The organism is Vogesella margarita (assembly GCF_028548475.1).
Taxonomy (GTDB): Bacteria; Pseudomonadota; Gammaproteobacteria; order Burkholderiales; family Chromobacteriaceae; genus Vogesella; species Vogesella margarita.
Genome location: NZ_JAQQLE010000003.1, coordinates 27,943 through 52,813, shown reverse-complemented (window position 1 = coordinate 52,813; position 24,871 = coordinate 27,943). Strand labels below are relative to the sequence as shown.

Genomic DNA, 24,871 nt, shown 5'->3' with positions numbered 1-24,871 from the left:
CAGGAATCTCAAGGTAGTATGTCGCTATACTGATCTGGCTATCCGCTTGCAAGATTTGTCAGGCCGGTTTAAAAATCGGCCGGTACCACGCTTATGCAAATGGTGGATAAATGAGCGGCAGTGGCGTTAAAGCAAAACAACACACCGAAAGGTAGCAAAAAGAATGCTGGCCAAGAAAAAACTGAGCGTATTAATGCTGTCAGTGGCATTTTCTTCTGCAGCCTGGGCGGGTTTGGGGGGAGTCGTCGTCAAGTCCAATCTTGGCGAACCGTTGCGTGCCGAAATCGAGCTGAGCGGCTCGGATGGCGAGGTGCAGCGGGTCGGCCTGGCCGCCCTGGATACCTTTCGCGAGTTGAAAGTCGATTACGCGCCGTTGCTGAGCAGCCTGCGCTTCACGCTGGCGCAGCGTGCCAACGGCCGGCCGTATATCCGTGTCACGTCGTTGGCGCCGATCAGCGAACCTTATCTGCGCTTTGTGGTGGAAGCGAAAATGTCGAGCAGCCGTTCGGTGCGCGAATATACCGTGCTGCTGGATCCGGTCGACTACGCGCTGCCGTCCAGTCCGGCGCCTGCCGCCGTCCGGCCGCAGGGCGAACGGCTGACGCCGGCCCCCGCTCCAAGACTGCCGGCAGTGCCGCGCGCCGAGCGCGACGTGCTCCCGCGCGTCGCACCGGACCGTATCAGCGTGCATCCGGGGCAGACCCTGAACCAGCTGGCGGCGTCGCTGGCGCTGCCCGATGTATCGCTGCGCCAGGTGATGGCCGCGCTGCTGGAGGCGAATCCGCAGGCCTTCGTCGCCGGTAATCCCGACCAGCTGCGTGCCGGTGCACGTCTGAAGGTGCCGCCGCTGTCGAAAATTCGCACGCTGGGGCGCGAGCGCAGCAACAGTATTCTCGACGCCGGCCGTGCCCCACAGGCTACCGCCGCTGCACCGGCTGCGGCACCCGCTACCGTGCCGGCCGTGCCCGCCAAGGCCGAGCCTGCGCCGGAGCAGCTGGTGAAGCTGGAGCCGGTCACCGCTCCGGCCTCGGTGCCGGCGGTTGACGCCTCCGCCGTGGTTTCCGAGCAGGCACTGCAGTTGCAGCAGGCGCAGCAAAAAATCACCGAACTGGAAAAGCGCCTCAACGCACTGCAGGCGGCAGCGGCGCCCCAAACGGCGCCACCGGCAGAGGAGCGTGGCGAACCGCTGCTGGATCAAGTCATGGCCTACTTGCCGCTGATTGGCGGTGCGTTGGCCGCGGTATTGCTGGGGCTGGCGGCCATCATCATGCTGCGCCGCCGTCGTGCCGCGGGGACGGGCCACGCTGGCGCGGCCAGCACCCTGCGCAAGCAGCCCCTGCAGCAGTCCAATACCGAACCCTTGGTCGCCGGCAATACTTTCTTGACCGACTTCACCCGTAACGGCATCGGTGGCGCCGAGGCCGGCGATGTCGATCCGATCGCCGAAGCCGAAGTCTATCTCGCTTACGGTCGCGATCAGCAAGCCGAGGAAATCCTGAAGGAAGCCCTGGCAAAAGACCCGACCCTGCACGATGTGCGGGCTAAACTGCTGGAAATCTACGCGTCACGCCAGGATCGTTCCGCCTTCGAACCGCACGCCAGAGCGCTGCATGACGCGCTGGACGGGCAGGGTACGCTGTGGGACAAGATCGCCAAGCTGGGGCGCGGCATCGATCCTGCCAATGCGCTGTATGGCGGTGTCGCCGTAGCCACAGAAGCGGTGGCCGACAATGCCATCGTGGCCTCCGCGATGGATATCGACCTCGACAACGAACTGATGGGCAGTATGCCGGCCGCCGCCACGCTAGCGGAACCGGTTGCCGCGGCGGCAGGCGCGGTGGACGATGATCCGCTGCGTGCCGCGCTGCTCGGGGACGATCCGTTTGGTGCGGATGCAGCGCCCAAGGCGCTGGCACCGGAGCTGGACATCGAGAGCCTGTTGGCCGATGCCGAGCAGGTGGTGGCGGAGCCGGTACCGGCCGAACCGGTCGCGGAAGAAAACAAGCACATGCTGGACTTCGACTTCCAGCTTGACGAACCGGTAAGCGAAGCCAGTCCGCTGGAAACGTTGGCCGCAGCCGAGCCCGATGCCAACAGTATCGATTTCGACTTCAGCCTGGACGGCCTGGGCGCGGAAACGCCGGCCGTCAGCACCGCCGGCCTGTCGGTGTCGGACGATCCGTTGTCGACCAAACTGGATCTGGCGCGTGTTTATCTGGACATGGGGGACAAGGACGGCGCACGCGAAGTGCTGGAAGAGCTGGTGGCCGAGGCTGACGGTTCGCTGAAGCAGGAAGCCGCCAACCTGCTGTCCTCGCTTTGATCCTGCTGCTGGCCCGTCAATGAAAACGAATCCCCGTCAGCCAGGCTTTGCCCTACGTCCGGTCCTGGCCGGCTTGCTGGCCGCCTGTACGGTGCTGCCGGCCTGGGCCGGCCTGGGCGCGTTGCGGGTGCTGTCGGCGGCCGACGAGGCCTTTTATGCCGAGGTGGCGGTCGAGCCGGAGGCGGGGCTCAGTACGCCAAGCGCGGCACTGGCATCGCTGGAGCGTTACCCGATGCTGGGTCCTTACGCCGAAGTGGTGCGCCAGCTGGCGATCCGTACCAGCGAGATCTCGCCCGGCCGCTACCTGATTACCTTGTCGGGACCGGTGCTGCCCCGCGAGCAGGGTCTGCGCTTTGCCCTTGAGTTGTCATGGCCATCCGGCCGCGCCATTCGCGAGTACCAGCTGCCTCCATCCGGACAGTGGCCGGTGGCACCAGGCAAGAAACCGCTGTCGCATAACGCCTTGCCGGCGGAAAAACCGACCCTTATCAGCGGTGCCGGCATGCCGGCCTTCGGTGCCGGACGCTTGCTGTCGGTGCGCGGACTGCCGCTGCGCATGGAGGTCGAACTGCTGGGCGACTGGCCGGTGGCTGAGCACGCCAGCCAGTTCCAGCTGGCGGCGCTGCACGGGCTGGGGGACGAGCAAGCGACACGCTTTACGCTGCGCAGCCGCGGCGGTCGCCAGTTCTTGCGCGTGCATCATCCGCAACCGGTCACGGCCAGCCGCATCGGTTTCGAACTGCAGGCACGCCTGGGTGAGACCGAGGTGGTGCGCCGTTTCAGTGTGGCCGTGCCCAAGGCCGGCCAGCGCTATCGCAAACATGTGGCCCCGTCGGCACAGGCCTTGCCGGTGGATGGCTACCGTGTCAAGGCGGGGGATAGTCTCAACCGGCTGGCGCAGCGCTACGCTCCGGCCACACGGCAGGCCTGGATGGCGGAAGTGCTGGCCCGCAACCCGCAGGCCTTTGCCGGCGGTGACCGCGACCTGCTGTTCGCCGGTGCCTGGCTGGTATTCCCGGACGGCAAGCCCGCGGGTGCTACCGGCAAGCAAGACGCGCCGGCGAGCGCTCCAGCCAAGGTCAAGGCCGCAGCGCCGGCCCCGGCCGCTTCCGCGCCCTCGGCGGTGGCGCCGGTGCCATCCGGGCAGATCGACCAGCAGTTGAAAGCGGCACAACAGCGCATGAAATGGCTGGAGGCGGAGATCAGCCGGCTGGAGGCCAGCCCGGCACCGGCCAGCGCCGCACCCGCGATGCCGCCCTTGTCGGAGGGTGAAGCGGCGTTTCTTGATGGCCGCTTGACGGAGTGGGTGCTGACCGGTGTCGGCGGCGTTTCCGTGGCCAGCCTGCTGGCCTGGATGTTGCTGCGGCGTCGCAAGCAGAAACCGGCGTTCGCCGTCGCGGAAACGAGCCCGGCGTCGGTCGCGCCGCCGCCGCTTGTCGCAGCGGTCGAACCCGCTTCGCCGCCGGCCGACGGGATCCGGCTCGACACGGTCGACGTGCTGGCCGAAGTGGAGGTGTTGCTGGCGTATGAGCGACGCGAGGCTGCCGAGGCGCTGCTGCGCAACGCGCTGGATGCCGCGCCGGAGCGCGAGGATCTGCGCATCAAGTTGCTCGACCTGATCGCTGCGCAGGGTAATCGCGGCGAGTTCGAGTCGCTGGCGCTGGACGTGCTGGCGGTATTCGGTCCGCTGAGCAGTCTGTGGGTACGGGTGCAGCAGCTGGGCGCCACGCTGGACGCGGACAATCCGCTGTATCGCGCCATCGAGCGGCCGATGGGCGAGGCCGTGGTGCTGGCGTCGGCGCCGGCCGAGGTCGAGGCGCCCGAGGTGCCGTTGCCTGCGGCAGAAGATGTCTTGCCAGCGTTGGCAGATCCCACCCCGAAGCCGATCCCTGAACCCGTTCCGGAGCCGGTCGTCACGCGTCGCGCCGTCGACTTTGCCGCCAACGACCCGCAACCGGTGTCGGTGGCGGGCGAGCTGTCGGAGCAGGCGGCCATTGCCGAGTTGGCGCAGCTGTACCGCGAGATGGGTGACAGCGAGATGGCCGATACCCTGTTGCGCGATGCCGGGTTGCTGGACGCGCCCAAAGAAGCGGTGGGCGGTTTCTGATCGTGCGCGGCCATCCCGCATTGGCGCTGGTGGCGTGGTTGCTGCTGGTGCTGGTGCTGCAAGCCTGGTCCTGGCCGGCGCTGTCCCTGTTGTTTCTGATCTGTCTCCCCCTGTTATGGCGCCAGCTGTACATCGCGCTGCGGCGCATGCGCTGGCTGCTGCTGACCCTGCTGCTGGTCACCGCCTGGTCGGTGCCGGGTGACGCGCTGTTCGTTGCTACGTGGTCGCCGTCGCGGCAGGGGCTGGCGCTGGCGCTGCAGCAGCAGTTGCGACTGCTGTTGCTGATGGCGAGCCTGCGCTGCATCTGGCTGCAACTGGGACAGCAGGGCATGTTGCAGGCGCTGGCGTGGCTAATGCAGCCGCTGGCGTGGCTCGGTCTGCCGCTGGAACGCTTGCTGCTACGGCTGGGGTTGACGCTGTTTTACGCCGAGCACTGGTTGCAGCATTCACCGGCGCTGAGCCTGGCGGCGTGGCGGGCGGCGCTGGCGGCGCAACTGACACAAGCCCCGGCGGATGAGGTAAAGTTAGGCTTTTCGCCGTGGACCATGCGTGACACGTTGGCCTTGTTGCTGCTGTTGCTGTTGTCCGGCTTACTCGTGAAAGTGGGACAATGAGAGTTGCGTTGGGTGTGGAGTATGACGGCCGTGCGTTTTCCGGCTGGCAGACGCAACCCGGTGGGAACACCGTGCAGGACAAACTGAACCTGGCGCTGTCGAGTATTGCCGGTCATCCGGTGACCACTCTCGCCGCCGGGCGTACCGATGCCGGCGTGCACGCGCTGATGCAGGTGGTGCATTTCGACAGTGATGCCGTCCGCCCGCTCAACGCCTGGGTGCGCGGCGTCAACGCCCACCTGCCACCCGAGATTGCCGTGGTGTGGGCGCGGGAAGTCAGTGACGAATTTCATGCGCGTTTTTCCGCGTTTTCCCGCTCGTACCGCTATTTCCTGCTGACGCATCCGGTGCGCCCCGGGCTGACCGCCGGCCGCGTCGGCTGGTACCACCAGCCGCTGGACGTGGATGCGATGCGCGCGGCGGCGGCGGTGCTGCTGGGGCGACACGATTTTTCCAGCTTCCGCGCGGCCGAGTGCCAGGCCAAGTCGCCGCAGAAAGACCTGCAGCAGCTGGACATCAGCGAAGTGGACGGGCTGCTGCGCTTCGATCTGACCGCCGATGCCTTCCTGCACCACATGGTGCGCAATATCGTCGGTGCATTGCTGTATGTTGGCCGCGGCAAGCTCGATACTGCCGGCATGGCGGCCTTGCTGGCTGCGGCGGATCGCACCAAGGCGCCGCCAACCTTCATGCCCGATGGCCTGTACCTGACCGGGGTGGGCTACCCTGAGCAGTTCGATTTGCCATCGCAGGCCCAGGCCGCGCGCCTGACCTTGTGGAGATAAGATGAGCGTTCGCATCAAGGTGTGTGGCTTTACCCGCGTCGAGGATGCGGTGGCGGCGGCCAGGCTTGGCATCGACGCCATCGGCCTCGTGTTCTACGACAAGAGCCCGCGTCACGTCGGTATCGCGCAGGCGCAGGCCATCATCGCCGCGCTGCCGCCGTTCGTGACCGTGGTGGCACTGTTCGTCAATGCGACGCGTGAGGAGATCGAGGCCGTGCTGGCGCAGTGCGCGATCGACGTGCTGCAGTTTCACGGCGAAGAGTCGCCGGCGTTCTGCCGCAGTTTTCACCGCCCGTACCTGAAGGCGGTACGCGTGCAGCCGGGCACCGATCTGCAAACGTTGGCCGCACAGTACCACGACGCACGCGGCCTGCTGACCGATGCCTTTGTCGAGGGCGCGCACGGCGGTACCGGCAAGACCTTCGACTGGACGCTGATCCCGGCGCAGCTGCCCTTGCCGCTGATCCTGTCCGGCGGCCTGGACGAGCACAATGTCGCCGACGCAGTGCGCCGTGTGCGCCCGGCGGCGGTCGACGTGTCCAGCGGTGTCGAGGCCGGCAAGGGCATCAAGAGCCCGCAGCGGGTGGCAGATTTCGTCGCCGCGGTGCGGGCGGCACAGAATTAACACGGCGCGCCACGGCGTGCCGCTACCATCATCAAACCATCAGGAGCATTCCATGAGCAGTTATGACTTCCCCGATGCACGCGGTCACTTCGGCCCGTACGGCGGTGTCTATGTAGCGGAAACATTGATGGCAGCCCTGGACGAGCTGAATGCCGAGTACGCCCGTGCCAAGGCTGATCCGGCGTTCTGGCAGGAATATCACTACGAGCTGAAACACTTTGTCGGCCGGCCAAGCCCGGTCTACCACGCCAAGCGCTGGTCGGAACAGCTCGGCGGTGCGCAGATCTACTTCAAGCGCGAAGACCTCAACCACACCGGCGCGCACAAGGTGAACAACACCATCGGCCAGGCGCTGCTGGCGCGGCGCATGGGCAAGAAGCGCGTGATCGCCGAAACCGGCGCCGGCCAGCACGGCGTGGCCTCGGCCACCGTTGCCGCCCGTTATGGCATGGAGTGCGTGGTGTACATGGGCTCGGAAGACGTGAAGCGCCAGGCGCCGAACGTGTTCCGCATGAAGCTGCTGGGTGCCACCGTGGTGCCGGTGGAATCCGGCTCCAAGACGCTGAAGGACGCGCTGAACGAGGCGATGCGCGACTGGGTCACCAATATCGACAGCACCTTCTACATCCTCGGCACCGCCGCCGGCCCGCACCCTTATCCGATGCTGGTGCGCGACTTCCAGCGCATCATCGGCATCGAGGCCAAGGAGCAGATGCAGGAAATGGTCGGTCGCCAGCCGGACATGGTGGTGGCCTGCGTCGGTGGCGGCTCCAACGCCATCGGTATCTTCCATCCCTATGTGGACGTGGACGGCGTGCGCCTGGTCGGCGTCGAAGCCGGCGGTGACGGGGTGGCCACCGGTCGCCACGCGGCGCCGCTGACGGCCGGCAAGCCGGGCGTGCTGCACGGCTTCCGCAGCTACCTGATGCAGGACGAGAACGGCCAGATCATCGAGACCCACTCGGTGTCCGCCGGTCTCGACTACCCGGGCGTTGGCCCGGAGCACAGCCTGCTGAAGGACATCGGCCGTGCCGAGTACGTGGCCATCAACGACGACGAGGCACTGAAGGCGTTCGAGGATTGCTGCCATCTGGAAGGCATCATCCCGGCGCTGGAGTCCAGCCACGCGCTGGCGCACGCCGCCAAGGTGGCGCCGACCATGGGCAAGGACCAGATCATTCTGGTCAACCTGTCTGGCCGTGGCGACAAGGACATCAACACCGTCGCCGCTCTGATGGGCCTGACCCTGTAAGGTGGCCAGGGTTGGCCGCGCGCTGCGGCCAACCTTTGCCGCTCCCCGATGATACCGGCCTGACTGACTGTCAGGCCGGCTGCAAGGAAACGCGTGATGAGCCGTATTGCTGAAACCTTTACCCGCCTGCAAGCCGCCGGCGAAAAAGCCCTGATCCCGTTCATCACCGCCGGTGATCCCGATCCCGGCCTGACCGTCAGCCTGATGCACGGCCTGGTGGAGGGCGGTGCCGACGTGATCGAACTGGGCATTCCGTTCTCCGACCCGATGGCCGACGGCCCGGTGATCCAGCGCGCCAGCGAGCGCGCGCTGCGGCACAAGGTCGGCCTGCGCAACGTGCTGGACATGGTGCGCGAATTCCGCCGCAGCAACCAGCAGACCCCGGTGGTGCTGATGGGTTACCTCAACCCGGTGCACGTACTGGGCTACGAGGTATTCGCGCAGGAAGCCGCTGCCGCCGGTGTCGACGGTGTGCTGACCGTGGACTGCCCGCCGGAAGAAGCGGCCGAGCTGTCGGCGGCGCTAATCGCCGCCAAACTGGATCCGGTGTTCCTGATCGCACCGACCACGCCGCTGGCGCGGGTCAAGCAAATCGCCGCGCTGGCACGCGGTTATGTCTACTATGTGTCACTTAAAGGCGTGACCGGTGCCGGAAATCTGGACATTGACGACGTAGCGCGTAAAATTGCCGCCCTTAGAGAATTTATCGAAGTACCGATCGGTGTCGGCTTCGGTATCCGCGATGCCGAAACGGCGCGCGCCATCTCCACCGCCGCGGATGCGGTGGTGGTCGGCAGTCGCCTGGTGCAGGAAATCGAAGCGGCGACACCCGAAACTGCCAAAGAGCAGCTTACCCGTCTGGTGGCATCGCTGAAGGATGCCATCCGTTAGAACAATGCTGGGCACCCGTGCCAGCACCCTGCGGCCAACCTTACCGTTGGCCGCAACGTATTGATTCAAGGAGTCAGCAATGAGCTGGTTGAATAAACTCCTGCCGCCGAAGATCAAGCGCGATCCGCGCTCGAACAAGGCGTCGGCGGTACCGGAAGGTTTGTGGAGCAAGTGCCCCGCGTGTGAGGCGGTGCTGTACCACACCGATCTGCAGGCCAATCTGCAGGTATGTCCCAAGTGTGACCATCACCACTCGCTGAATGCCCGCGAGCGGCTGGACATGCTGCTGGATGCGGAAGGCCGTCGCGAGATCGGCGCCGACGTCAAGCCGATCGACATCCTGAAGTTCAAGGACAGCAAGAAGTATCCCGACCGGCTGGTTGCCGCGGCAGAAAGCACCGGCGAGGATGACGCGCTGGTGGTGATGCAGGGCAGCATCCACAACATGCCGGCAGTCGTGGCCGCCTTCGAGTTCCGCTTCATCGGTGGCTCGATGGGTTCGGTGGTCGGCGAGCGCTTCGTGCGCGGCGTGCAGGCAGCCGTAGAGGCGCGCGCGCCGTTCATCTGCGTTGCCGCCTCCGGTGGTGCGCGGATGCAGGAAGGCCTGAACTCGCTGATGCAGATGGCCAAGACCTCGGCCGCACTGCAGCTGCTGTCCGATCATCAGCTGCCGTTCATCTCCATCCTCACCGACCCGACCATGGGCGGCGTGTCCGCCTCCTTCGCCTTCCTCGGTGACGTGGTGATCGGCGAGCCGGGCGCGCTGATCGGCTTTGCCGGCCCGCGCGTGATCGAGCAGACCGTGCGCGAGACGCTGCCGGAAGGCTTCCAGCGCTCGGAGTTCCTGATCGAAAAAGGCGCGCTGGACATGATCGTCGACCGCCGCGAGCTGAAACTGCGCGTCGCGACGCTGGTGGCGATGCTGATGAAGGAAGCGCAGCCGCTTAGCGCCTGATCTTCGCTGCTGCCAGACAAAACGCCACGGCTAGCCGTGGCGTTTTTGCGTGTGCGGCCCAACGTTGGCCGCAAGCTGGTGCTCAGTACAGCACGCGGCAGCGCAGGGTGCCGGGGATCTGCTGCAGTGCCTCCAGCGCCGGCTGGCTGGCGGCGCTGTCGGTTTCGATCACCACGTAACCGATCTCGTCGCTGGTCTGCAGGTACTGCGCGGCGATGTTGATGCCGAGCGTGGAGAAGGCGTCGTTGATGCGCGCCAGCACGCCGGGCTGGTTCTTGTGGATGTGCAGCAGGCGGCACTTGCCGTGGTGCGCAGGCAGCGAGGCCTCGGGGAAGTTGACCGCGGTCAGCGTCGAGCCATTGTCGCTGTACTTCACCAGCTTGGCGGCCACTTCGCCGCCGATATTGGCCTGCGCCTCCAGCGTGCTGCCGCCGATGTGCGGCGTCAGGATCACGTTGTCGAATTCGCGCAGCGGCGACAGGAACTCCTCGCCATTGCCCTCCGGCTCCACCGGGAACACGTCGATGGCGGCGCCGGCCAGGTGCTTGCTCGCCAGCGAGGCCGCCAGCGCCTCGATCACCACCACCGTGCCGCGCGAGGCGTTGATCAGGTGACTGCCGGCCTTCATCGCCGCCAGCTCGGCGGGGCCGAACATGTCCTTGGTCTGCGCCGTTTCCGGCACGTGCAGTGTGACCACGTCGGACTCGGCCAGCAGATCGTGCAGCTTGCCGATCTGGCGCGCGTTGCCCAGCGGCAGCTTGTTCTCGATGTCGTAGAACACCACTTTCAGGCCCAGGCTCTCTGCCAGCACGCCGACCTGGGTGCCGATGTGACCGTAGCCGACGATGCCCAGCGTCTTGCCGCGCACCTCGAAGCTGCCTTCCGCCGATTTCAGCCAGCCGCCGCGATGGGCGAGGGCGTTCTTTTCCGGAATGCCGCGCATCAGCATGATGGTCTCGGCGATCACCAGCTCGGCTACCGAGCGGGTGTTGGAGAACGGCGCGTTGAACACCGGGATGCCGCGGCGGGTGGCGGCGGCGAGGTCGACCTGGTTGGTGCCGATGCAGAAGCAGCCGACGGTGATCAGCTTTTTCGCCGCCTCCAGCACGTCATCGGTGAGCTGGCTGCGCGAGCGGATGCCGACGATGTGGGCATCGGCGATGCGCTCCTTCAGTTCTGCATCCGGCAGCGCCTTCTTGTGATACTCGATGTTGTGGTAACCATTGTCACGGAAGGTGTCGACGGCGCTCTGGTGCACCCCTTCCAGCAGCAATACCTTGATCTTGTCCTTGGCGAGCGATACGGTTTGCATGATGCGAATGGCCCTTTGTTGACTAAATTTCTCGGGTATTATGACCCTGATTGCCGTTTTTTGACTAGAGAGAGCGCACATGCTTGCACCGCAACAGCTGGCCGAACTGGGCCGCCTGCTGGCCGCCGACCGCGTGGCCACCGATACCGATACCCTGACGCGCTACGGCCTGGACTGGACGCGCTATTTCACGCCCGACGCCGCGGCGGTACTGTTCCCGAAGACGGTGGACGAGGTGGTGGCGCTGGTGCGCTGGGCACAGCGCGAGCAGTTCGCGCTGGTGCCGTCCGGCGGCCGTACCGGCCTGTCCGGCGGCGCGGTGGCGCGCAACGGCGAGCTGGTGGTGTCGTTCGAGCGCATGAACGCCATCCTGGAGCTGGACAAGGTTGGCCGCACCGTGCGCTGCCAGGCGGGGGTGATCACCAAGGCGCTGCAGGAGTTCGCGCTGGCCAACGGCCTGTACTACCCGGTGGATTTTGCCTCCAGCGGCAGCAGCCAGATCGGCGGCAATATCGCCACCAACGCCGGCGGCATCAAGGTCGTGCGCTACGGCATGACTCGCGAATGGGTGGTCGGGCTGAAAGTGGTGACCGGCGAGGGTGAGGTGCTGGAGCTGAACCACGGCCTGGCCAAGAACAATACCGGCTACGACTTCCGTCACCTGTTCATCGGCTCGGAGGGCACGCTCGGCTTCATCGTCGAGGCCACGCTGCGGCTGGCGCGGCCGCCGGCGGAGCTGGCGGTGATGGTGCTGGCGGTGCCGAATCTTGCCGACATCATGAATATTTTCAACGCCTACCGCGACAAGCTGGACCTGACCGCGTTCGAGTTCTTCTCCGAGCAGGCGCTGCGTCACGTGCTGGCGCGCGGCACGGTGCAGCGGCCGTTCGACGAGGCGGCCGAGTACTACGTGTTGCTGGAATTTGAGAAGATCGCGCCGGACACCGAGACGCAGGCGCTGGCGCTGTTCGAGTACTGTGCCGAGCAGGGCTGGCTGGTCGACGGCGTGCTGTCGCAGTCGCAGCAGCAGGCGGCGGAGCTGTGGCGCCTGCGCGAGGACATCAGCGAGTCCATCACCCCGTACAAGCCTTACAAGAACGATATCGCGGTGGTGGTCAGCAAGGTGCCGGACTTTGTCGCGCAGCTGGACGAGATCCTGGCGCGCGAGTACCCGCAGTTCGAGGTGGTGTGGTTCGGCCACATCGGCGACGGCAACCTGCACATCAACGTGCTGAAGCCGGAGGCGCTGGCCATCGACGATTTCCGCCGCGCCTGCGAGCAGGTCAACAAGTACGTGTTCGAGCTGGTGCGCGACTTCAACGGCAGCATGTCGGCCGAGCACGGCGTCGGCCTGCTCAAGCACGACTATCTTGACGTAAGCCGCAGTCATGCCGAAATCCGCTTGATGAAAGCGATGAAATCGCTTTTTGATCCGGATGGCATTATGAACCCGGGCAAGCTGGTGTAAGCGGCAGACGATGCCCGAAAAATGCGCGGCGTCAGCAAACTGCTGACGCCGCGCTGTTTTTTTTGGCTTTCAACAGCTTATCCACAGCTTTTTCCCCGTTTTGCTGTGGATAAGCGTCTAATCCAGTTGGCAGGGGCTGATCACGATGCCGGCACGCAGGCCGACACCGACCTTGGGATTGGGGAACAGGATGCGTTCCTCGCCGCCGTCAGCGACATAGCGGATATCGCCATCTTCGGCAATTGTCATGCCATGCGGAAGGGCGGTGAAGTTCTCCACGCTATCGGCCAGGTGCAGCTTGAACTGCTCGCTGTGCTTCACCAGATCGTACTTGGCGTGGAACACCGCGAAGCGGCTGGCGTCGTAGGCCGGCAGCGGCGGGGTGCTGCCGGAGACCAGCCGCCGCAGCGCGCGGTCGATGCCGGCGAAGCGGGAAAGGTCGTTGTCGCCGAACGGCCGCGCCTTGCCCAGCTCCAGCGTCAGCGCGTCGGCATGGAAATGGTGGCTGGTGTAGTAGCTGAAGGTGGCCGCTGGCTTGCTGTGCAGTAGCAGGGTGCTGACGTCGGCGCTTTCCAGCCACAGCAGCTGTTCGCGCTTGTGCGGCCGGCCGTCGGTATACGGGTAGATGGCAAACTTCTCGAACACCGAGCCGCGGATGGCGGTGTGCAGGTCGTAGTGCAGGCGCTGCACGCCGGCCGGCGCGGCGCGGAAGAAGTCGGCGGCCAGCTGCTCGAGCTCGGCGGCGCGGCGCGCTTCCTGTGCCTCTGGCTGGCTGATGTGGGCACCGTTGAACAGCCGGTTCATGTCGTAATCGGTAAAGCGCGCGCCGCTGCGCATCGCCACCGGATTGCCCAGCATCACCAGCAGCCGGCAGCGCAGCGGCATGGCACCGGCGAGCAGGTCGTTGACGATGCTGTTGACCACCTCGATCGGGGCGGTCTCGTTGCCGTGGATGCCGGTGGACAGCAGCACGTGGTCCAGCGCGTCGGCGGCGTCCAGCGGCGTAAGTGCCAGCACGCCTTCGGCCTGCCACTGCAGGCTCAGGGTCGCGGTCTGCCACTGGCGGGGGCCGGCAAAGTGGCCCTCCAGCGTGGCGTGCAGAAAATCACGGGCGGGAGCAAACGGCGTCATGGGGTGTCCTGTGCTTGTGGTGTTGCCCCATTCTAATCAAATGCCCGCCGCCGCCAACGCGGCTGTCACCGCCTTGTCCGAAAGTGGCGCAAACCGGACATTCGCCGCCTCAGAGCCTATTCACGATCTGTTGCGACTGATATCAATAGGGCGATACCGCGTTAAAAACGGCTTCGGCATGCTGGTTGATATCTGGATAAACGCCGCTTCTTCAGCCGTTTTCGCCTTGTCTCGCGTGAGCGTGCGAGACCGTGAACACGTTCTCAGGCGTCGGCGAAGCGGCTGATCTGCTGCGCGAAGGCGGCCGGCGCCTCGATATGGATGGCGTGGCCGGCGCCGGGCAGCACCGTCAGCGTCGAGCCGGCGATGCCCTGGTGCAGCAGTTCCGACTGGTACAGCGGAGTGAGGCGGTCTTCGCTGCCGACGATGATGTGGGTCGGCACCCTGATCTCGTCCAGCCAGCTGCGCGCGTCGTGTTCGCGGATGCCGGCCAGGATGCGCTCCACCCCCGGCCAGTCCACCGTCGCGGCGATGGTGCGCAGGTCTGGCAGCATCTGTGCGTAGCTGACGAAGAAACGGCTGGAAAACAGCCATGGCAGGCTGATGTCGAAGCGCAGTCCGGGGCCGCCGGCCTGTTGCGCCGCGCTCCAGCTCTGCGCGATGTAAACGTTGGCCGCATCCGACCACGCCAGCGTCGAGGCCAGCAGCAGCCGCGACAGCCGCGCCGGATGGCGGCGGGCGAAGTGCAGTGCCACCATGCCGCCGTAGGACAGGCCGGCGAGGTAGCACTGCTTGATACCGAGGTGATCAAGCAGCGCGGCGGCGTCGTCCGCCTGCTGCGTCAGCGGGTAACTGTCCAGCACCCGGCGCTCGCTCTGGCCTTGGCCCTGGAAGTCGAGGCGGATCAGCTTGAAGCGCGGCTCCAGTAGCGGCGCCATCAGCGTCCAGGCGGCGGTGCTCATGGTCAGCCCGTTGAACAGCAAGAGCGGCTGTTCGCCGTGGCCGGTGACTTCGTAATACAGCTGGCGTCCGTCGTGCTGCAGCATGGGCATGGCATCCTCCTTGTCGGGTGCGGTTCATGTCAGTGTGGTGCAGGAAGCGTCGCCCCGCAATAGCGGCGGCAGCCGCCATCGACTGTTTGTCATATTGTGGCGCTAGCATTTCCGTTCTTGGAAATGGACTCGTGCAATGGAAACCATGCTGGAAACCGTCACCATCAGCGTCGCGCCACCCTTGGCGCATCAGGCGCAGCTGGAACAGATCATTCGTCAGGGGCAGGTGCAGGTGGTGTTCCAGCCCATCGTGCAGCTGGCGGACGGCGAGCTGTACGGCTACGAGGCGCTGGTGCGCGGGCCATCCGGCTCCATCCTGCATTCGCCGGTGATGCTGTTCGAGCAAGCGGCGCGCGCCGGCCTGTCCGGGGTGCTGGATCAGGTCTGCATTGCGGCGATCCTGCGCCAGTTTGCGCGCAGCCAGCTGCCCGGCACCCTGTTCATCAATGTCATTCCCGATACCTTGCTTAGCGCCGATGTCTCGGCTGAGGCGCTGCTTGGCCTGCTGCAGCTGTATGGGCTATCGCCGCAGCGGGTGGTGCTGGAGCTGACCGAAACTCGGCCCAGTGCCGGTTATCCGGTGCTGTGTCAGGTGGCGGACGAGCTGCGTGACGCCGGGCTGCGTCTGGCACTGGACGACCTTGGCGAGGGTTTCTCCAATCTGCGGCTGTGGTCGGAGCTGCGCCCGGACGTGGTGAAGCTGGACAAGTACTTCGTGCAGAACATTCACGCGGACCCGCTGAAGGCGCAGTTCGTGCGCTCGCTGGTGGACATGGCGCGCGCCTCCGGTGCGCTGCTGGTGGCCGAAGGGGTGGAGCAGGCGGAAGAGCTGCGCGTGTTGCGCGAGCTGGGGGTGGCGATGGGGCAGGGCTACCTGATCGCGCGGCCGCAGGCGGAGCCGGGGGGCGCCCGCCACTACCCGCTGCCGCGGGCGCCGCAACACGGTGGCGACCGGCGCCGGCCGGTGGCGCGCGACCTGCTGCAGGAGGTGCCCTACCTGACTACTGCGCACAACTGCGAACAGGCCTACCAGATGTTTGCCGCCTCGCTGCAGCGTTTTGCCATTCCGGTCTTGCACGAGCGGCGTCCGGTGGGCTTGTTGACCCGGCACCACGTGCTGGAAACCTTCGCCAAGCCGTTCAACCGCGAGCTGTTCGCCAAGAAGCCGTGCATGGCGCTGGCCGACGCCAGGCCGCTGCTGGTGTCGGCGGAGATGGACATCCAGTCGCTGTCCGGGCGGGTGGTGGAGGCGGAGCAGCGCTACCTGGTCGACGGCTTCATCCTCGTCGAGGACGGTGCCTATCTGGGGATGGGCACCGGCTACGACCTGATGCGGCTGATCAGCGAGATGCAGCTGTCGGCGGCGCGTTACGCCAACCCGCTGACCGGGCTGCCGGGCAATGTGCCGATCGGAGAGGAGGTGCAGCGGCTGCTGGAGGGCGAGCGTCCGTTCGTGGTCGCCTATGTGGATCTCGACCACTTCAAGCCGTTCAACGACCACTACGGCTACGGCGCCGGCGACGACCTGATCCGCGAGCTGGGGCGGATCCTGCTGTCGCAGCTGGACATGACGCTGGATTTTGCCGGCCATATTGGTGGCGACGACTTCGTGTTGTTGTTGCAGAGTTGCAACTGGCGGCAGCGGCTGCAGGACATCATCCACCTGTTCGATCAGCGGGTGCAGGCCTTCTTTTGTGCCGCAGCGCGCCATGCCGGTGGCTATCACATCGCTGACCGCAGTGGTCAGATGCAGTTCTTCCCGCTGACCAGTGTGTCCATCGGGGTGCTGCCGGTGTTGCCGGGGCGCTTTCTTTCGCACTACGAAGTGGCGGCGGCGGCGACACAGGCCAAAAAAATGGCGAAAAAACAGGAGGGTAGCAGCCTGTTTGTCGAAGTGCGTGAATTCCCCGTTTTGGTGCGGCCAACGGCGCTGGCCGTTTGAGGAATTAAACAGCTGCCGTGAGGGTTGTTGCCATTGCCGCCGATCATGCTGCGCAGCAGCATGATATTGATAATTAAGTCCATGATTGGCGTCCGTTTTTTATTCTGCTGCTTTTCTGGCGGCTTTCCCGTTTTTTCTTGTCAATTTTATTAAACGTACGCTACTCTTTTTTCGACGGGTGGCCGCGCTTGTGCGTACAGCGCAGCAGGGAGCGGTCACTGGCTGCTGTCGCTGCCGTGGCCTGCACTGTCTTTGCCCTGCGTTTGGCGAGCCGGAGTGTGTCGTGAGCAGTGCCGGTGCGGTACATGAACGCCGTTTTGGCGTGGCCTGGCGGTAAATGTCGAAGGCCGCAGATATTGCCTGCAAGGTTGGCCGCAAGTAGGGTGTCGGTTTTTTATTGAATGGCGCTACGTCTATCGCATCATGATGACGAAGACGTACGAAAATATCACTGGGACATACCTCGTCCTTCAGGGGAAACAATCATGGTTGATGCTGCAAAGCAGTCTGCTAGCGAAAAGCCTTATTTGTCGATTGCCAATATCGTCAAGAAATTCGGGGACACCACCGCCGTCGATGGCGTGACGCTGGACATCCAGCGCAAGGAAATCTTTGCCCTGCTCGGCAGCTCCGGCTGTGGCAAGTCCACCCTGCTGCGCATGCTGGCGGGCATGGAGCGGCCCACCGCCGGTCAGATCATTCTCGACGGCCAGGACATTACCAAGCTGGCGCCGTACGACCGCCCGATCAACATGATGTTCCAGAGCTACGCGCTGTTCCCGCACATGTCGGTGGCGGACAACATCGCCTTCGGCCTGAAGCAGGACAAGATGCCCAAGGGCGAGATCGACGCCCGCGTGGCGGAGATGCTGGATCTGGTGCAGATGCGCAAGTACGCCAACCGCAAGCCGTACCAGCTGTCCGGCGGCCAGCAGCAGCGTGTCGCGCTGGCGCGCAGTCTGGCCAAGCGCCCGAAGCTGCTGCTGCTGGACGAGCCGTTGGGCGCGCTGGACAAGAAACTGCGCCAGCAGACGCAGCTGGAGCTGGTCAACACCCTGGAGAGCGTCGGCGTGACCTGCATCATGGTCACCCATGACCAGGAAGAGGCGATGACCATGGCCACCCGCATCGGCATCATGAGCGAAGGCCAGCTGCTGCAGGTGGGCACTCCGGCGGAGATCTACGACTACCCCAACTGCCGCTTCACCGCCGAATTCATCGGCGACACCAACCTGTTCACCGGCCCGGTGGTAGTCGACGAGCCGGACCGGGTCGAGATCGAGGCCGCCGAGCTGGGCGGACGCATCTGGATCGACCACGGCATCACCGGCCCGAAAGGCATGCAGGTGTGGGCCAGCATCCGGCCGGAAGACGTGCGCGTCGACCGCGACCCGGTGGCTGCCGGTCCCAACGCCGCCAAGGGCTCGGTGGCAGAGATCGCCTACTTCGGCAGCTATTCCGTCTATCACGTCAAGCTCGGCAGCGGCAAGGTGCTGAAGGCGATGGTGCCGGTCAACCGCTGGCATGAGGCCAACCTGGAGCCGCCGACCTGGGGTGATCAGGTCTACGTCAGCTGGCGCGCCGACATGCCGGTTGTGCTCACCCGCTAAGGAGCCGTGACATGAATATCCAGCGCCTCTTCAAGCGCCTCAAGCCCGGTCGCGGTGCGGTGATCTCGGTCCCGTACTTCTGGCTGCTGCTGTTTTTCCTGGTGCCGTTCTTCATCGTGCTGAAGATCAGCTTCGCCGAGCAGGATCTCGCCATTCCACCGTTCACCAGTCTGATGAACCTGGAAGAGGGCGGGCTGCTGCACCTCACGCTCAACCTCGGCAACTTCGACTTCATCCTCAGCGACGATTTCTACGCCAAGACCTACCTGTCCTCGCTGCAGACCGCGCTGTTCACCACGTTGATGTGCCTGCTGCTGGGCTACCCGATCGCCTACGCCATCGCGCGTACCGATCCGGCGCGCCGCAACGTGCTGCTGATGCTGGTGATGCTGCCGTTCTGGACCTCCTTCCTGCTGCGCGTCTACGCCTGGATGGGCCTGCTTAACGAAAACGGCCTCATCAACAGCTTCCTGCTGGCGATCGGCGTCATCAACGAGCCGTTGATGCTGTTCCACAACGACTTCTCGCTGTATCTGGTGATGGTGTACGCCTACCTGCCGTTCATGATCCTGCCGCTGTTCTCGCATCTGGTGAAGATGGACGGCCGCCTGCTGGAAGCGGCCAGCGATCTTGGTGCCGGCCCGATCAAGGCCTTCTTCACCATCACGCTGCCGCTGTCCAAGAACGGCATCATCGCCGGTTCGATGATGGTGTTCATCCCTGCGGTCGGCGAATTCGTGATTCCGGAGCTGGTCGGTGGCCCGGATACGCTGATGATCGGCAAGGTGCTGTGGAACGAGTTCTTCGACAACAACAACTGGCCGATGGCCGCCGCGGTGGCGACGGTGATGGTGCTGCTGTTGATCGTGCCGATCGCGTTCCTGCACCGCTTCGAAACCCGCCAGCTGGAAGGAAAAGGCAATGACTAATCAGCACAAACTGTCCCCCTTCCTCAAGACCATGCTGCTGCTGGGGCTGCTGTTCCTGTACATCCCCATCGTCAGCCTGGTGGTGTACTCGTTCAACGACTCCAAGCTGGTGACGGTGTGGGGCGGCTTCTCCACCAAGTGGTACGCGTCGCTGTTCCAGAACGAGCAGATCATCTCGGCGGTGGAATTGTCGGTGCAGATCGCGCTGGCCAGCGCCACCGCAGCGGTGACGCTGGGCACCATCGCCGGCTTCGTGCTGGCGCGCTTCAAGCGCTTCCCTGGTAGCTCGCTGTTCGCCGGCATGATGACGGCGCCGATGGTGATGCCGGAGGTGATTACCGGCCTGTCGATGCTGCTGCTGTTCATCTCGATGCAGCAGCTGATCGGCGTGCCGGCGGAGCGCGGCTTCTTCACCATCTGGGTCGGCCATACCACGCTGTGCATGGCCTACGTGGCGGTGGTGGTGCGCTCGCGGCTGCTGGAAATCGACCAGTCGCTGGAAGACGCGGCGATGGACCTGGGCGCGCGCCCGCTGAAGATTTTCTTCGTGATCACGCTGCCGCTGGTGGCGCAGGCGATCGCCTCCGGCTTCCTGCTGTCGGTGACGCTGTCGCTGGACGATCTGGTGATGACCGCCTTCCTGTCCGGCCCCGGTTCCACCACGCTGCCACAGGTGATCTTCTCCAAGGTACGCCTCGGCCTGAACCCGGAAATCAACGCGCTGGCGTCGATTACCGTGCTGGTGGTCGGCGTGCTGGTAATCGTCGCCAACTACCTGATGCTGAATTCGCAGCGCAAGCGCGAACGGGCGATGGCGGCGGCGATGCGTGAAAGCAGCGCTGGCTGACACTGACGGGCGCCGCCCGGCGCCCCCGGACGGCGGAGTTGCGAGGCTCCGCCGTTTTTCTTGCCTGTCACGGGTGATTTTTTGCCAAAAAGGGATGAATCTTGCCGTTTGCCCTGCCGTTTTCCTGACCACCAACGAGGACTTTATGCTCAATTACGCCCACCAGCCGCATGCCCCATCCTATTACGCCGCCACCGCCGTGCCGTGGGAGCCGGGGGCTGCTCTGCAGGGGCGGGTGGACTGCGACGTGTGCGTGATTGGCGGCGGCCTGACCGGAGTGTCCGCCGCGCTGAATCTGGCCGAGCGCGGCCTGCGCGTGGTGCTGCTGGAAGGCTCGCAGATCGGCTTTGGCGCCTCCGGGCGCAACGGCGGCCAGGTGATCGCCGGCTACGCCTGCGAAATGGACACCATCCGCCGGCAGCTCGGCGATGAGCTGGCCAAGGTGTTCTGGCAGATGTCGCTGGAGGCGATCGACATCATCGAGCAGCGGGTGCAGCGGCACGGCATCGCCTGCGACTGGACGCGCGGCTACTGCACCGCGGCGGTGAAACCGGCACACCTGGACGACCTGCTGGCGTGGCAGCACGAGGCGGAAAGCTTCTACGGCTACCGCCACTACACGTTGTGGGACAAGGATACGTTGGCCGCAAACCTCGCCTCGGAGCGTTATCAGGGCGGCCTGTTCGATCCGCTGGCCGGCCATATCCATCCGCTGAACTACCTGCTGGGTCTGGCCGGCGCCGCGCGTGCCGCCGGTGCGGTGCTGCATGAAAACTCGCCGGTCACCAGCATCGATACCGGTATCGACACTGGCGGCCGGCCGCGGGTGCGCACCGCGCAGGGCGAGGTTTACTGCCGGCAGCTGGTGCTGGCCTGCAACGCCTTCGTCGGCAAGCTGGTGCCGGCGCTCGACCGCCGCATCATGCCGGTCGGCACCTATGTCATCGCCACCGAGCCGCTGGGCGAGGCGCGCGCGCGCGGCCTGATCGCCAACAATATGGCGGTGTGCGACACCAATTTCGTGCTCGATTACTACCGCCTGTCCGCCGACCATCGCTTGCTGTTCGGCGGCAAGGTCAGCTACTCCGGGCGCGAGCCGCGCGATCTGGCCGGCAGCATGCGCGCCGACATGCTGCGCGTGTTCCCGCAGCTGGCCGACGCGCGGATCGACTACGCCTGGGGCGGCTTCTGCGACATCACCATGAACCGGGCGCCGGATTTCGGCCGCCTTGCGGCCAACGTTTACTACGCGCAGGGCTTCTCCGGCCACGGCGTGGCCATCACCGGGCTGGCCGGCAAGGTGCTGGCCGAGGCGATCAGCGGCGACGACAGCCGCCTGAAGCTGTTCGAGCGCTTGCGCCACCGCCGCTTCCCCGGCGGCGAGCTGCTGCGCACCCCGGCGCTGGTGCTGGGCATGGCCTGGTACCGGCTGCAGGATCGCCTCTGAGATCGTGAACATCCTGGTGCGGCGTGGCTATAGTGAGGCGATGACGCTTTGCTGCCGTGCCGCCGGCTGTGCTCCACAACGGTGCAACGGCGTCGGCGTTTTGCCTCATGTTGCGGTGCGACATCAGCCTGCAGTCGCGGTGTTGAATATCATGGACGCGGCGGCTGCTCGCAGCTGAGCCCGCGCGACGGCGGAACGGTTAAAAAACATTCACATGACGCGGCTACACTGGGACGTTGGCCGCAGGGGTGGCCGGTGTCGTGTCGATTAAAATGGACGGCCCAAAATTGTGCTTGTCACAGCGCGTGATGTTGCTAAAATCCGCGCTCATTTTGCGGCGATCAGCCGTTTATTGCGCGCTCCGACATCCCAGGCCCACATGAAGCTTTCTTAGCCCGAAAGCCGCGCACTAAGGAGCAGTTTTTCCAAATTTTCAGCAGGAAATCCTTTCATGGCTTGGACTGTGGCAGATAGCCGGAGCCTCTACGGCATCCGGCATTGGGGGGCTGGCTATTTCAACGTCGGCGAAAGCGGTTGCGTCAAGGTGCGTCCTAACGCCAACCATCAGCGCGAAATCAATCTGTACGAACTGGCACACACGCTGTCGGACAAGGGTCTGGACATGCCGCTGCTGGTGCGTTTCCCGGACATCCTGCAAGACCGCGTCACCCGCCTGTGCCGCGCGTTCGACAACGCCATCGCCGGCATCGGCTACGACAATAAGTACACCGCGATCTACCCGATCAAGGTCAACCAGCAGGAAGCGGTGGTCAAAAGCATCATCGCCACCCCGGACGTGTCCATCGGCCTGGAAGCCGGCTCCAAGCCGGAACTGATGGCGGTGCTGGCGCTGGCGCCCAAGGGCTGCACCATCATCTGTAACGGCTACAAGGACCGCGACTACATCCGCCTGGCGCTGATCGGCCAGCGCCTGGGCCACCAGGTATTCCTGGTGATCGAGAAGGAGTCCGAGGTCGACCTGCTGATCGAGGAAAGCCAGAAGCTGGGCGTGAAGGCCAATATCGGCCTGCGCGTGCGCCTGTCCTCGCTGGCGTCCAGCAAGTGGGCGGACACCGGTGGTGACAAGGGCAAGTTCGGCCTGTCCGCCGGCCAGCTGATCTCGGCGGTGGACAAGCTGGTGGCCGCCGGCCACGGCGACACCGTGCGCCTGATGCACTTCCACATGGGCTCGCAGATCGCCAACATCGCCGACTACCGCGCCGGTTTCCGCGAGGCGATCCGCTACTTCGCCGAGCTGCGCGCGCTGGGCCTGCCGGTCGATCACGTCGACGTCGGCGGCGGCCTTGGCGTCGACTACGACGGCACCCACTCGCGCAACGCCAGTTCCATCAACTACGACATGGACGAGTACGCGCAGGTGATCGTGTCGATGCTGCACGAGTTCTGCGCCGAGAACGACATCCCGCATCCGCGCATCCTGTCCGAATCCGGCCGCGCGATGACCGCGCACCACGCGGTGCTGATGATGAACGTCACCGACGTCGAGCGCCTGCCGGACACCATGCCGCAGATCGACGACGCCAGCCTGCTGGCCAAGCCGGTGGCCAAGCTGTTCGAGCTGATGAGCCTGACCGACGCCGAAATGGTGACCGAGACCTACTACCGCGCCAGCCACCTCGCGTCGGAAGTGTCAGACATGTACGCCGAAGGCCGCCTGACGCTGAAGGAAAAAGCCGTTGCCGAACAGCTGCACGCCGCACTGTGCCGCCGCCTGCTGTCGCAACTGACCGCCAGCCAGCGTTCGCAACGCCAGGTATTCGACGACCTGACCGACCGTCTGGCCGACAAGTACTTCTGCAACTTCTCGGTGTTCCAGAGCCTGCCGGATACTTGGGCCATCGACCAGGTGCTGCCGATCATGCCTATCCACCGCCTGGACGAGCAGCCGACACGCCGTGCGGTGCTGCAGGACCTGACCTGCGACTCTGACGGCAAGGTCAAGCAGTACGTGGACGAGCAGAGCATCGAATCCAGCATGCCGGTGCACGAGGTGAAGCCGGGTGAGGAATACCTGATCGCGGTGTTCCTGGTCGGCGCCTACCAGGAAATCCTGGGCGACATGCACAACCTGTTCGGCGATACCGACTCGGTCAACGTCTACGTGCGCGAAGGCGGTCGCCTGTCGTACGAGGGCGTGGAAGAGCACGACACCATTGAGGACATGCTGCGCTACGTGCACCTGTCGCCGGAGGAAATCCTCAACTGCTACGAAGCCAAGGCCCGCACCGCCGGCCTGAGCGCGGAAGAGCGTTCCAGCTACTTCGCCGAGTTCTGCCGCGGCCTGAAGCAGTCGTCGTATCTGAACGTGTGAGCGCCGGCCTGAGCCGCGTCGTCTGACGCGGCACGGCAGCGTACAAAAGGTTGGCCGCAAGCCTTGCGCTTGCGGCCAACCTTAATGTGATGGTCAGCCCGATCCAACAGCCCTGCAGGCGTAAGCTGGCAGGGCTGTTTTCCTTTTTGCACAGGAGGTCATCATGGCTACCGTCACCCTCATCGGCATCGATATCGGCAAACACCGCTTCCACCTCGTCGCCCATGACGCCAAGGGGCATGTACTGTTCAAGCACCAGTTCGGGCGCAACACACTGCTCGACTTTCTCGCCCGGCAGCCGGCGTGCCGCATCGTGATGGAAGCCTGCTGCGGCGCCCACTGGCTGGCACGCAAGCTCGCCAGCTTCGGCCACTCGGTACCACTCATTGCGCCGTAGTACGTGCGCCCCTTCGTCACCGGCAACAAGAACGACTTCCTCGACGCCCAGGCCATCTGCGAAGCCGCCTCGCGACCCACCATGCGCTACGTCGCGGTCAAATCGCCCGAGCAGCAGGCTCTGTCGGCGCTGCACCGTCTGCGCGAGGCCCGCCTTCGCGAGCGGGTGCAGACCGCTAACCAGATTCACGCACTGCTGCTGGCGTTCGGTGTGGCCCTGCCACAGGGCGCACGTGGCCTGTCGCAGGCCCGGGTGTTGCTGGCCGAGCGGCAGGCCGAGCTGCCACCCGTCGCCTGGCAGGTGCTGGCGGCGCAACTGCAGCACCACGACCGTCTGCAGCAAACCATAGCCGAACTGGATCGCGAGTTGGCCGCCATGGCCCGCCAGGACGACGTCGCCTGCCGGCTGATGACGGTGCCGGGTATCGGCGTCATCACCGCCAGCCAGCTGGCGGCCGACGCCGGCAACGCCAAGGGCTACGGCAGTGCGCGCCACTTTGCCGCCGCGCTGGGGCTGGTGCCACGACAGCACACGACCGGGGGACGGCAGAAGCTGCTGGGTATCAGCAAGCGCGGCGACAAGCAGCTGCGCCGGCTGCTGGTGCAATGCGCGCACGTGGTGATGCAGCACGCGACGCAATGGGATAGCGCGATTGCGCAGTGGACGGCGGCGCTGATGCAGCGCCGGCATGGCAACGTGGTGGCGTGTGCGGTGGCCAACAAGCTGGCGCGGGTGCTGTGGGCGATCCTCGCCCAAGGCGGCGAGTATCAGCCGCATCCGCCGCAGCTGAAAGTAAAAACCGCCGGGTAGCTGCCCGGCAGTGGTAGCAAGCCTGCTTTTGCGACGACAGAC

18 protein-coding genes and 1 pseudogene are annotated in these 24,871 nt (G+C 65.0%); 16 read left to right on the top strand and 3 right to left on the bottom strand.

What is annotated here, in order from left to right; all coding sequences use genetic code 11:
• The first annotated feature begins 193 nt into the window (after positions 1–193).
• From PQU96_RS05065 to accD, 8 genes are all read left to right on the top strand, one after another.
• On the top strand, positions 194–2,323 hold the full coding sequence (locus PQU96_RS05065; protein WP_272771162.1) for a motility hub landmark protein FimV: 2,130 nt from the start codon (positions 194–196) through the stop codon (positions 2,321–2,323).
• Between the two features lie 19 nt (positions 2,324–2,342).
• Positions 2,343–4,430 carry a type IV pilus assembly protein FimV gene (locus PQU96_RS05060; protein ID WP_272771161.1) on the top strand — a complete coding sequence of 696 codons (2,088 nt, stop codon included), beginning with the start codon at positions 2,343–2,345 and terminating at the stop codon, positions 4,428–4,430.
• 2 nt (positions 4,431–4,432) lie between these two features.
• Positions 4,433–5,044: a hypothetical protein gene (locus PQU96_RS05055; protein WP_272771160.1), complete on the top strand. Its 612-nt coding sequence runs from the start codon at positions 4,433–4,435 to the stop codon at positions 5,042–5,044.
• On the top strand, positions 5,041–5,829 hold the full coding sequence (gene truA / locus PQU96_RS05050; RefSeq protein ID WP_272771159.1) for a tRNA pseudouridine(38-40) synthase TruA: 789 nt from the start codon (positions 5,041–5,043) through the stop codon (positions 5,827–5,829). The genes PQU96_RS05055 and truA overlap by 4 nt, the downstream gene beginning before the upstream one ends.
• A gap of 1 nt (position 5,830) precedes the next feature.
• On the top strand, positions 5,831–6,454 hold the full coding sequence (locus tag PQU96_RS05045) for a phosphoribosylanthranilate isomerase (RefSeq protein WP_272771158.1): 624 nt from the start codon (positions 5,831–5,833) through the stop codon (positions 6,452–6,454).
• 52 nt (positions 6,455–6,506) lie between these two features.
• Positions 6,507–7,706 (top strand): tryptophan synthase subunit beta, encoded by a 1,200-nt coding sequence (gene trpB / locus PQU96_RS05040; protein WP_272771157.1) that lies wholly within the window; start codon positions 6,507–6,509, stop codon positions 7,704–7,706.
• Between the two features lie 96 nt (positions 7,707–7,802).
• Positions 7,803–8,597 carry a tryptophan synthase subunit alpha gene (trpA, locus tag PQU96_RS05035; RefSeq protein WP_272771156.1) on the top strand — a complete coding sequence of 265 codons (795 nt, stop codon included), beginning with the start codon at positions 7,803–7,805 and terminating at the stop codon, positions 8,595–8,597.
• A 79-nt stretch (positions 8,598–8,676) separates the two neighbouring features.
• Entirely contained in the window at positions 8,677–9,552 is an 876-nt protein-coding gene (gene accD / locus PQU96_RS05030; protein WP_272771155.1) for an acetyl-CoA carboxylase, carboxyltransferase subunit beta, read from the top strand.
• A gap of 82 nt (positions 9,553–9,634) precedes the next feature.
• Here the strand turns inward: accD and serA are convergent, their stop codons facing one another.
• Positions 9,635–10,864 (bottom strand): phosphoglycerate dehydrogenase, encoded by a 1,230-nt coding sequence (gene serA / locus PQU96_RS05025; RefSeq protein WP_272771154.1) that lies wholly within the window; start codon positions 10,862–10,864, stop codon positions 9,635–9,637.
• Between the two features lie 79 nt (positions 10,865–10,943).
• On the opposite strand from serA, the gene PQU96_RS05020 reads away from it, so the two are divergent.
• Positions 10,944–12,332 carry a D-2-hydroxyglutarate dehydrogenase gene (locus PQU96_RS05020; RefSeq protein WP_272771153.1) on the top strand — a complete coding sequence of 463 codons (1,389 nt, stop codon included), beginning with the start codon at positions 10,944–10,946 and terminating at the stop codon, positions 12,330–12,332.
• 117 nt (positions 12,333–12,449) lie between these two features.
• Here PQU96_RS05020 and astE read toward each other — a convergent pair whose 3' ends face one another.
• Together astE and PQU96_RS05010 are read right to left on the bottom strand one after the other, a co-directional pair.
• Positions 12,450–13,463 carry a succinylglutamate desuccinylase gene (astE, locus tag PQU96_RS05015; protein ID WP_272771152.1) on the bottom strand — a complete coding sequence of 338 codons (1,014 nt, stop codon included), beginning with the start codon at positions 13,461–13,463 and terminating at the stop codon, positions 12,450–12,452.
• A 263-nt stretch (positions 13,464–13,726) separates the two neighbouring features.
• A complete protein-coding gene (locus tag PQU96_RS05010) occupies positions 13,727–14,515 on the bottom strand; it encodes an alpha/beta fold hydrolase (protein ID WP_272771151.1) in 789 nt (262 codons plus the stop codon).
• A 136-nt stretch (positions 14,516–14,651) separates the two neighbouring features.
• On the opposite strand from PQU96_RS05010, the gene PQU96_RS05005 reads away from it, so the two are divergent.
• From PQU96_RS05005 to PQU96_RS04975, 7 genes and pseudogenes are all read left to right on the top strand, one after another.
• The gene (locus PQU96_RS05005) at positions 14,652–16,457 is read left to right on the top strand and encodes a GGDEF domain-containing protein (protein WP_272771150.1); all 1,806 of its coding nucleotides are present in this window, start codon (positions 14,652–14,654) and stop codon (positions 16,455–16,457) included.
• A gap of 485 nt (positions 16,458–16,942) precedes the next feature.
• Entirely contained in the window at positions 16,943–18,067 is a 1,125-nt protein-coding gene (locus tag PQU96_RS05000; protein WP_272771149.1) for an ABC transporter ATP-binding protein, read from the top strand.
• Between the two features lie 11 nt (positions 18,068–18,078).
• On the top strand, positions 18,079–18,996 hold the full coding sequence (locus PQU96_RS04995) for an ABC transporter permease subunit (RefSeq protein WP_272771148.1): 918 nt from the start codon (positions 18,079–18,081) through the stop codon (positions 18,994–18,996).
• Entirely contained in the window at positions 18,989–19,843 is an 855-nt protein-coding gene (locus tag PQU96_RS04990) for an ABC transporter permease subunit (protein ID WP_272771147.1), read from the top strand. Before PQU96_RS04995 ends, PQU96_RS04990 begins: the two co-directional genes overlap by 8 nt.
• A 145-nt stretch (positions 19,844–19,988) precedes the next feature.
• Positions 19,989–21,290 (top strand): NAD(P)/FAD-dependent oxidoreductase, encoded by a 1,302-nt coding sequence (locus PQU96_RS04985; RefSeq protein WP_272771146.1) that lies wholly within the window; start codon positions 19,989–19,991, stop codon positions 21,288–21,290.
• A gap of 451 nt (positions 21,291–21,741) precedes the next feature.
• Entirely contained in the window at positions 21,742–23,622 is a 1,881-nt protein-coding gene (gene speA / locus PQU96_RS04980; protein WP_272771145.1) for an arginine decarboxylase, read from the top strand.
• Positions 23,623–23,785: 163 nt separating this feature from the next.
• Positions 23,786–24,829 (top strand): annotated as a pseudogene (locus PQU96_RS04975) (IS110 family RNA-guided transposase).
• Positions 24,830–24,871 lie beyond the last annotated feature (42 nt).

Bases quoted from the DNA above. Each gene is read 5' to 3' on its own strand.
- truA (WP_272771159.1), top strand. From the start codon at position 5,041: ATGAGAGTTGCGTTGGGTGTGGAGTATGACGGCCGTGCGTTTTCCGGC.
- PQU96_RS04995 (WP_272771148.1), top strand. From the start codon at position 18,079: ATGAATATCCAGCGCCTCTTCAAGCGCCTCAAGCCCGGTCGCGGTGCG.
- PQU96_RS05045 (WP_272771158.1), top strand. From the start codon at position 5,831: ATGAGCGTTCGCATCAAGGTGTGTGGCTTTACCCGCGTCGAGGATGCG.
- PQU96_RS05065 (WP_272771162.1), top strand. From the start codon at position 194: ATGCTGTCAGTGGCATTTTCTTCTGCAGCCTGGGCGGGTTTGGGGGGA.
- PQU96_RS05020 (WP_272771153.1), top strand. From the start codon at position 10,944: ATGCTTGCACCGCAACAGCTGGCCGAACTGGGCCGCCTGCTGGCCGCC.
- PQU96_RS05000 (WP_272771149.1), top strand. From the start codon at position 16,943: ATGGTTGATGCTGCAAAGCAGTCTGCTAGCGAAAAGCCTTATTTGTCG.
- serA (WP_272771154.1), bottom strand. From the start codon at position 10,864: ATGCAAACCGTATCGCTCGCCAAGGACAAGATCAAGGTATTGCTGCTG.
- PQU96_RS04990 (WP_272771147.1), top strand. From the start codon at position 18,989: ATGACTAATCAGCACAAACTGTCCCCCTTCCTCAAGACCATGCTGCTG.
- PQU96_RS05005 (WP_272771150.1), top strand. From the start codon at position 14,652: ATGGAAACCATGCTGGAAACCGTCACCATCAGCGTCGCGCCACCCTTG.
- trpB (WP_272771157.1), top strand. From the start codon at position 6,507: ATGAGCAGTTATGACTTCCCCGATGCACGCGGTCACTTCGGCCCGTAC.
- astE (WP_272771152.1), bottom strand. From the start codon at position 13,463: ATGACGCCGTTTGCTCCCGCCCGTGATTTTCTGCACGCCACGCTGGAG.
- speA (WP_272771145.1), top strand. From the start codon at position 21,742: ATGGCTTGGACTGTGGCAGATAGCCGGAGCCTCTACGGCATCCGGCAT.
- accD (WP_272771155.1), top strand. From the start codon at position 8,677: ATGAGCTGGTTGAATAAACTCCTGCCGCCGAAGATCAAGCGCGATCCG.
- PQU96_RS05060 (WP_272771161.1), top strand. From the start codon at position 2,343: ATGAAAACGAATCCCCGTCAGCCAGGCTTTGCCCTACGTCCGGTCCTG.
- PQU96_RS05010 (WP_272771151.1), bottom strand. From the start codon at position 14,515: ATGCCCATGCTGCAGCACGACGGACGCCAGCTGTATTACGAAGTCACC.
- PQU96_RS04985 (WP_272771146.1), top strand. From the start codon at position 19,989: ATGCTCAATTACGCCCACCAGCCGCATGCCCCATCCTATTACGCCGCC.
- trpA (WP_272771156.1), top strand. From the start codon at position 7,803: ATGAGCCGTATTGCTGAAACCTTTACCCGCCTGCAAGCCGCCGGCGAA.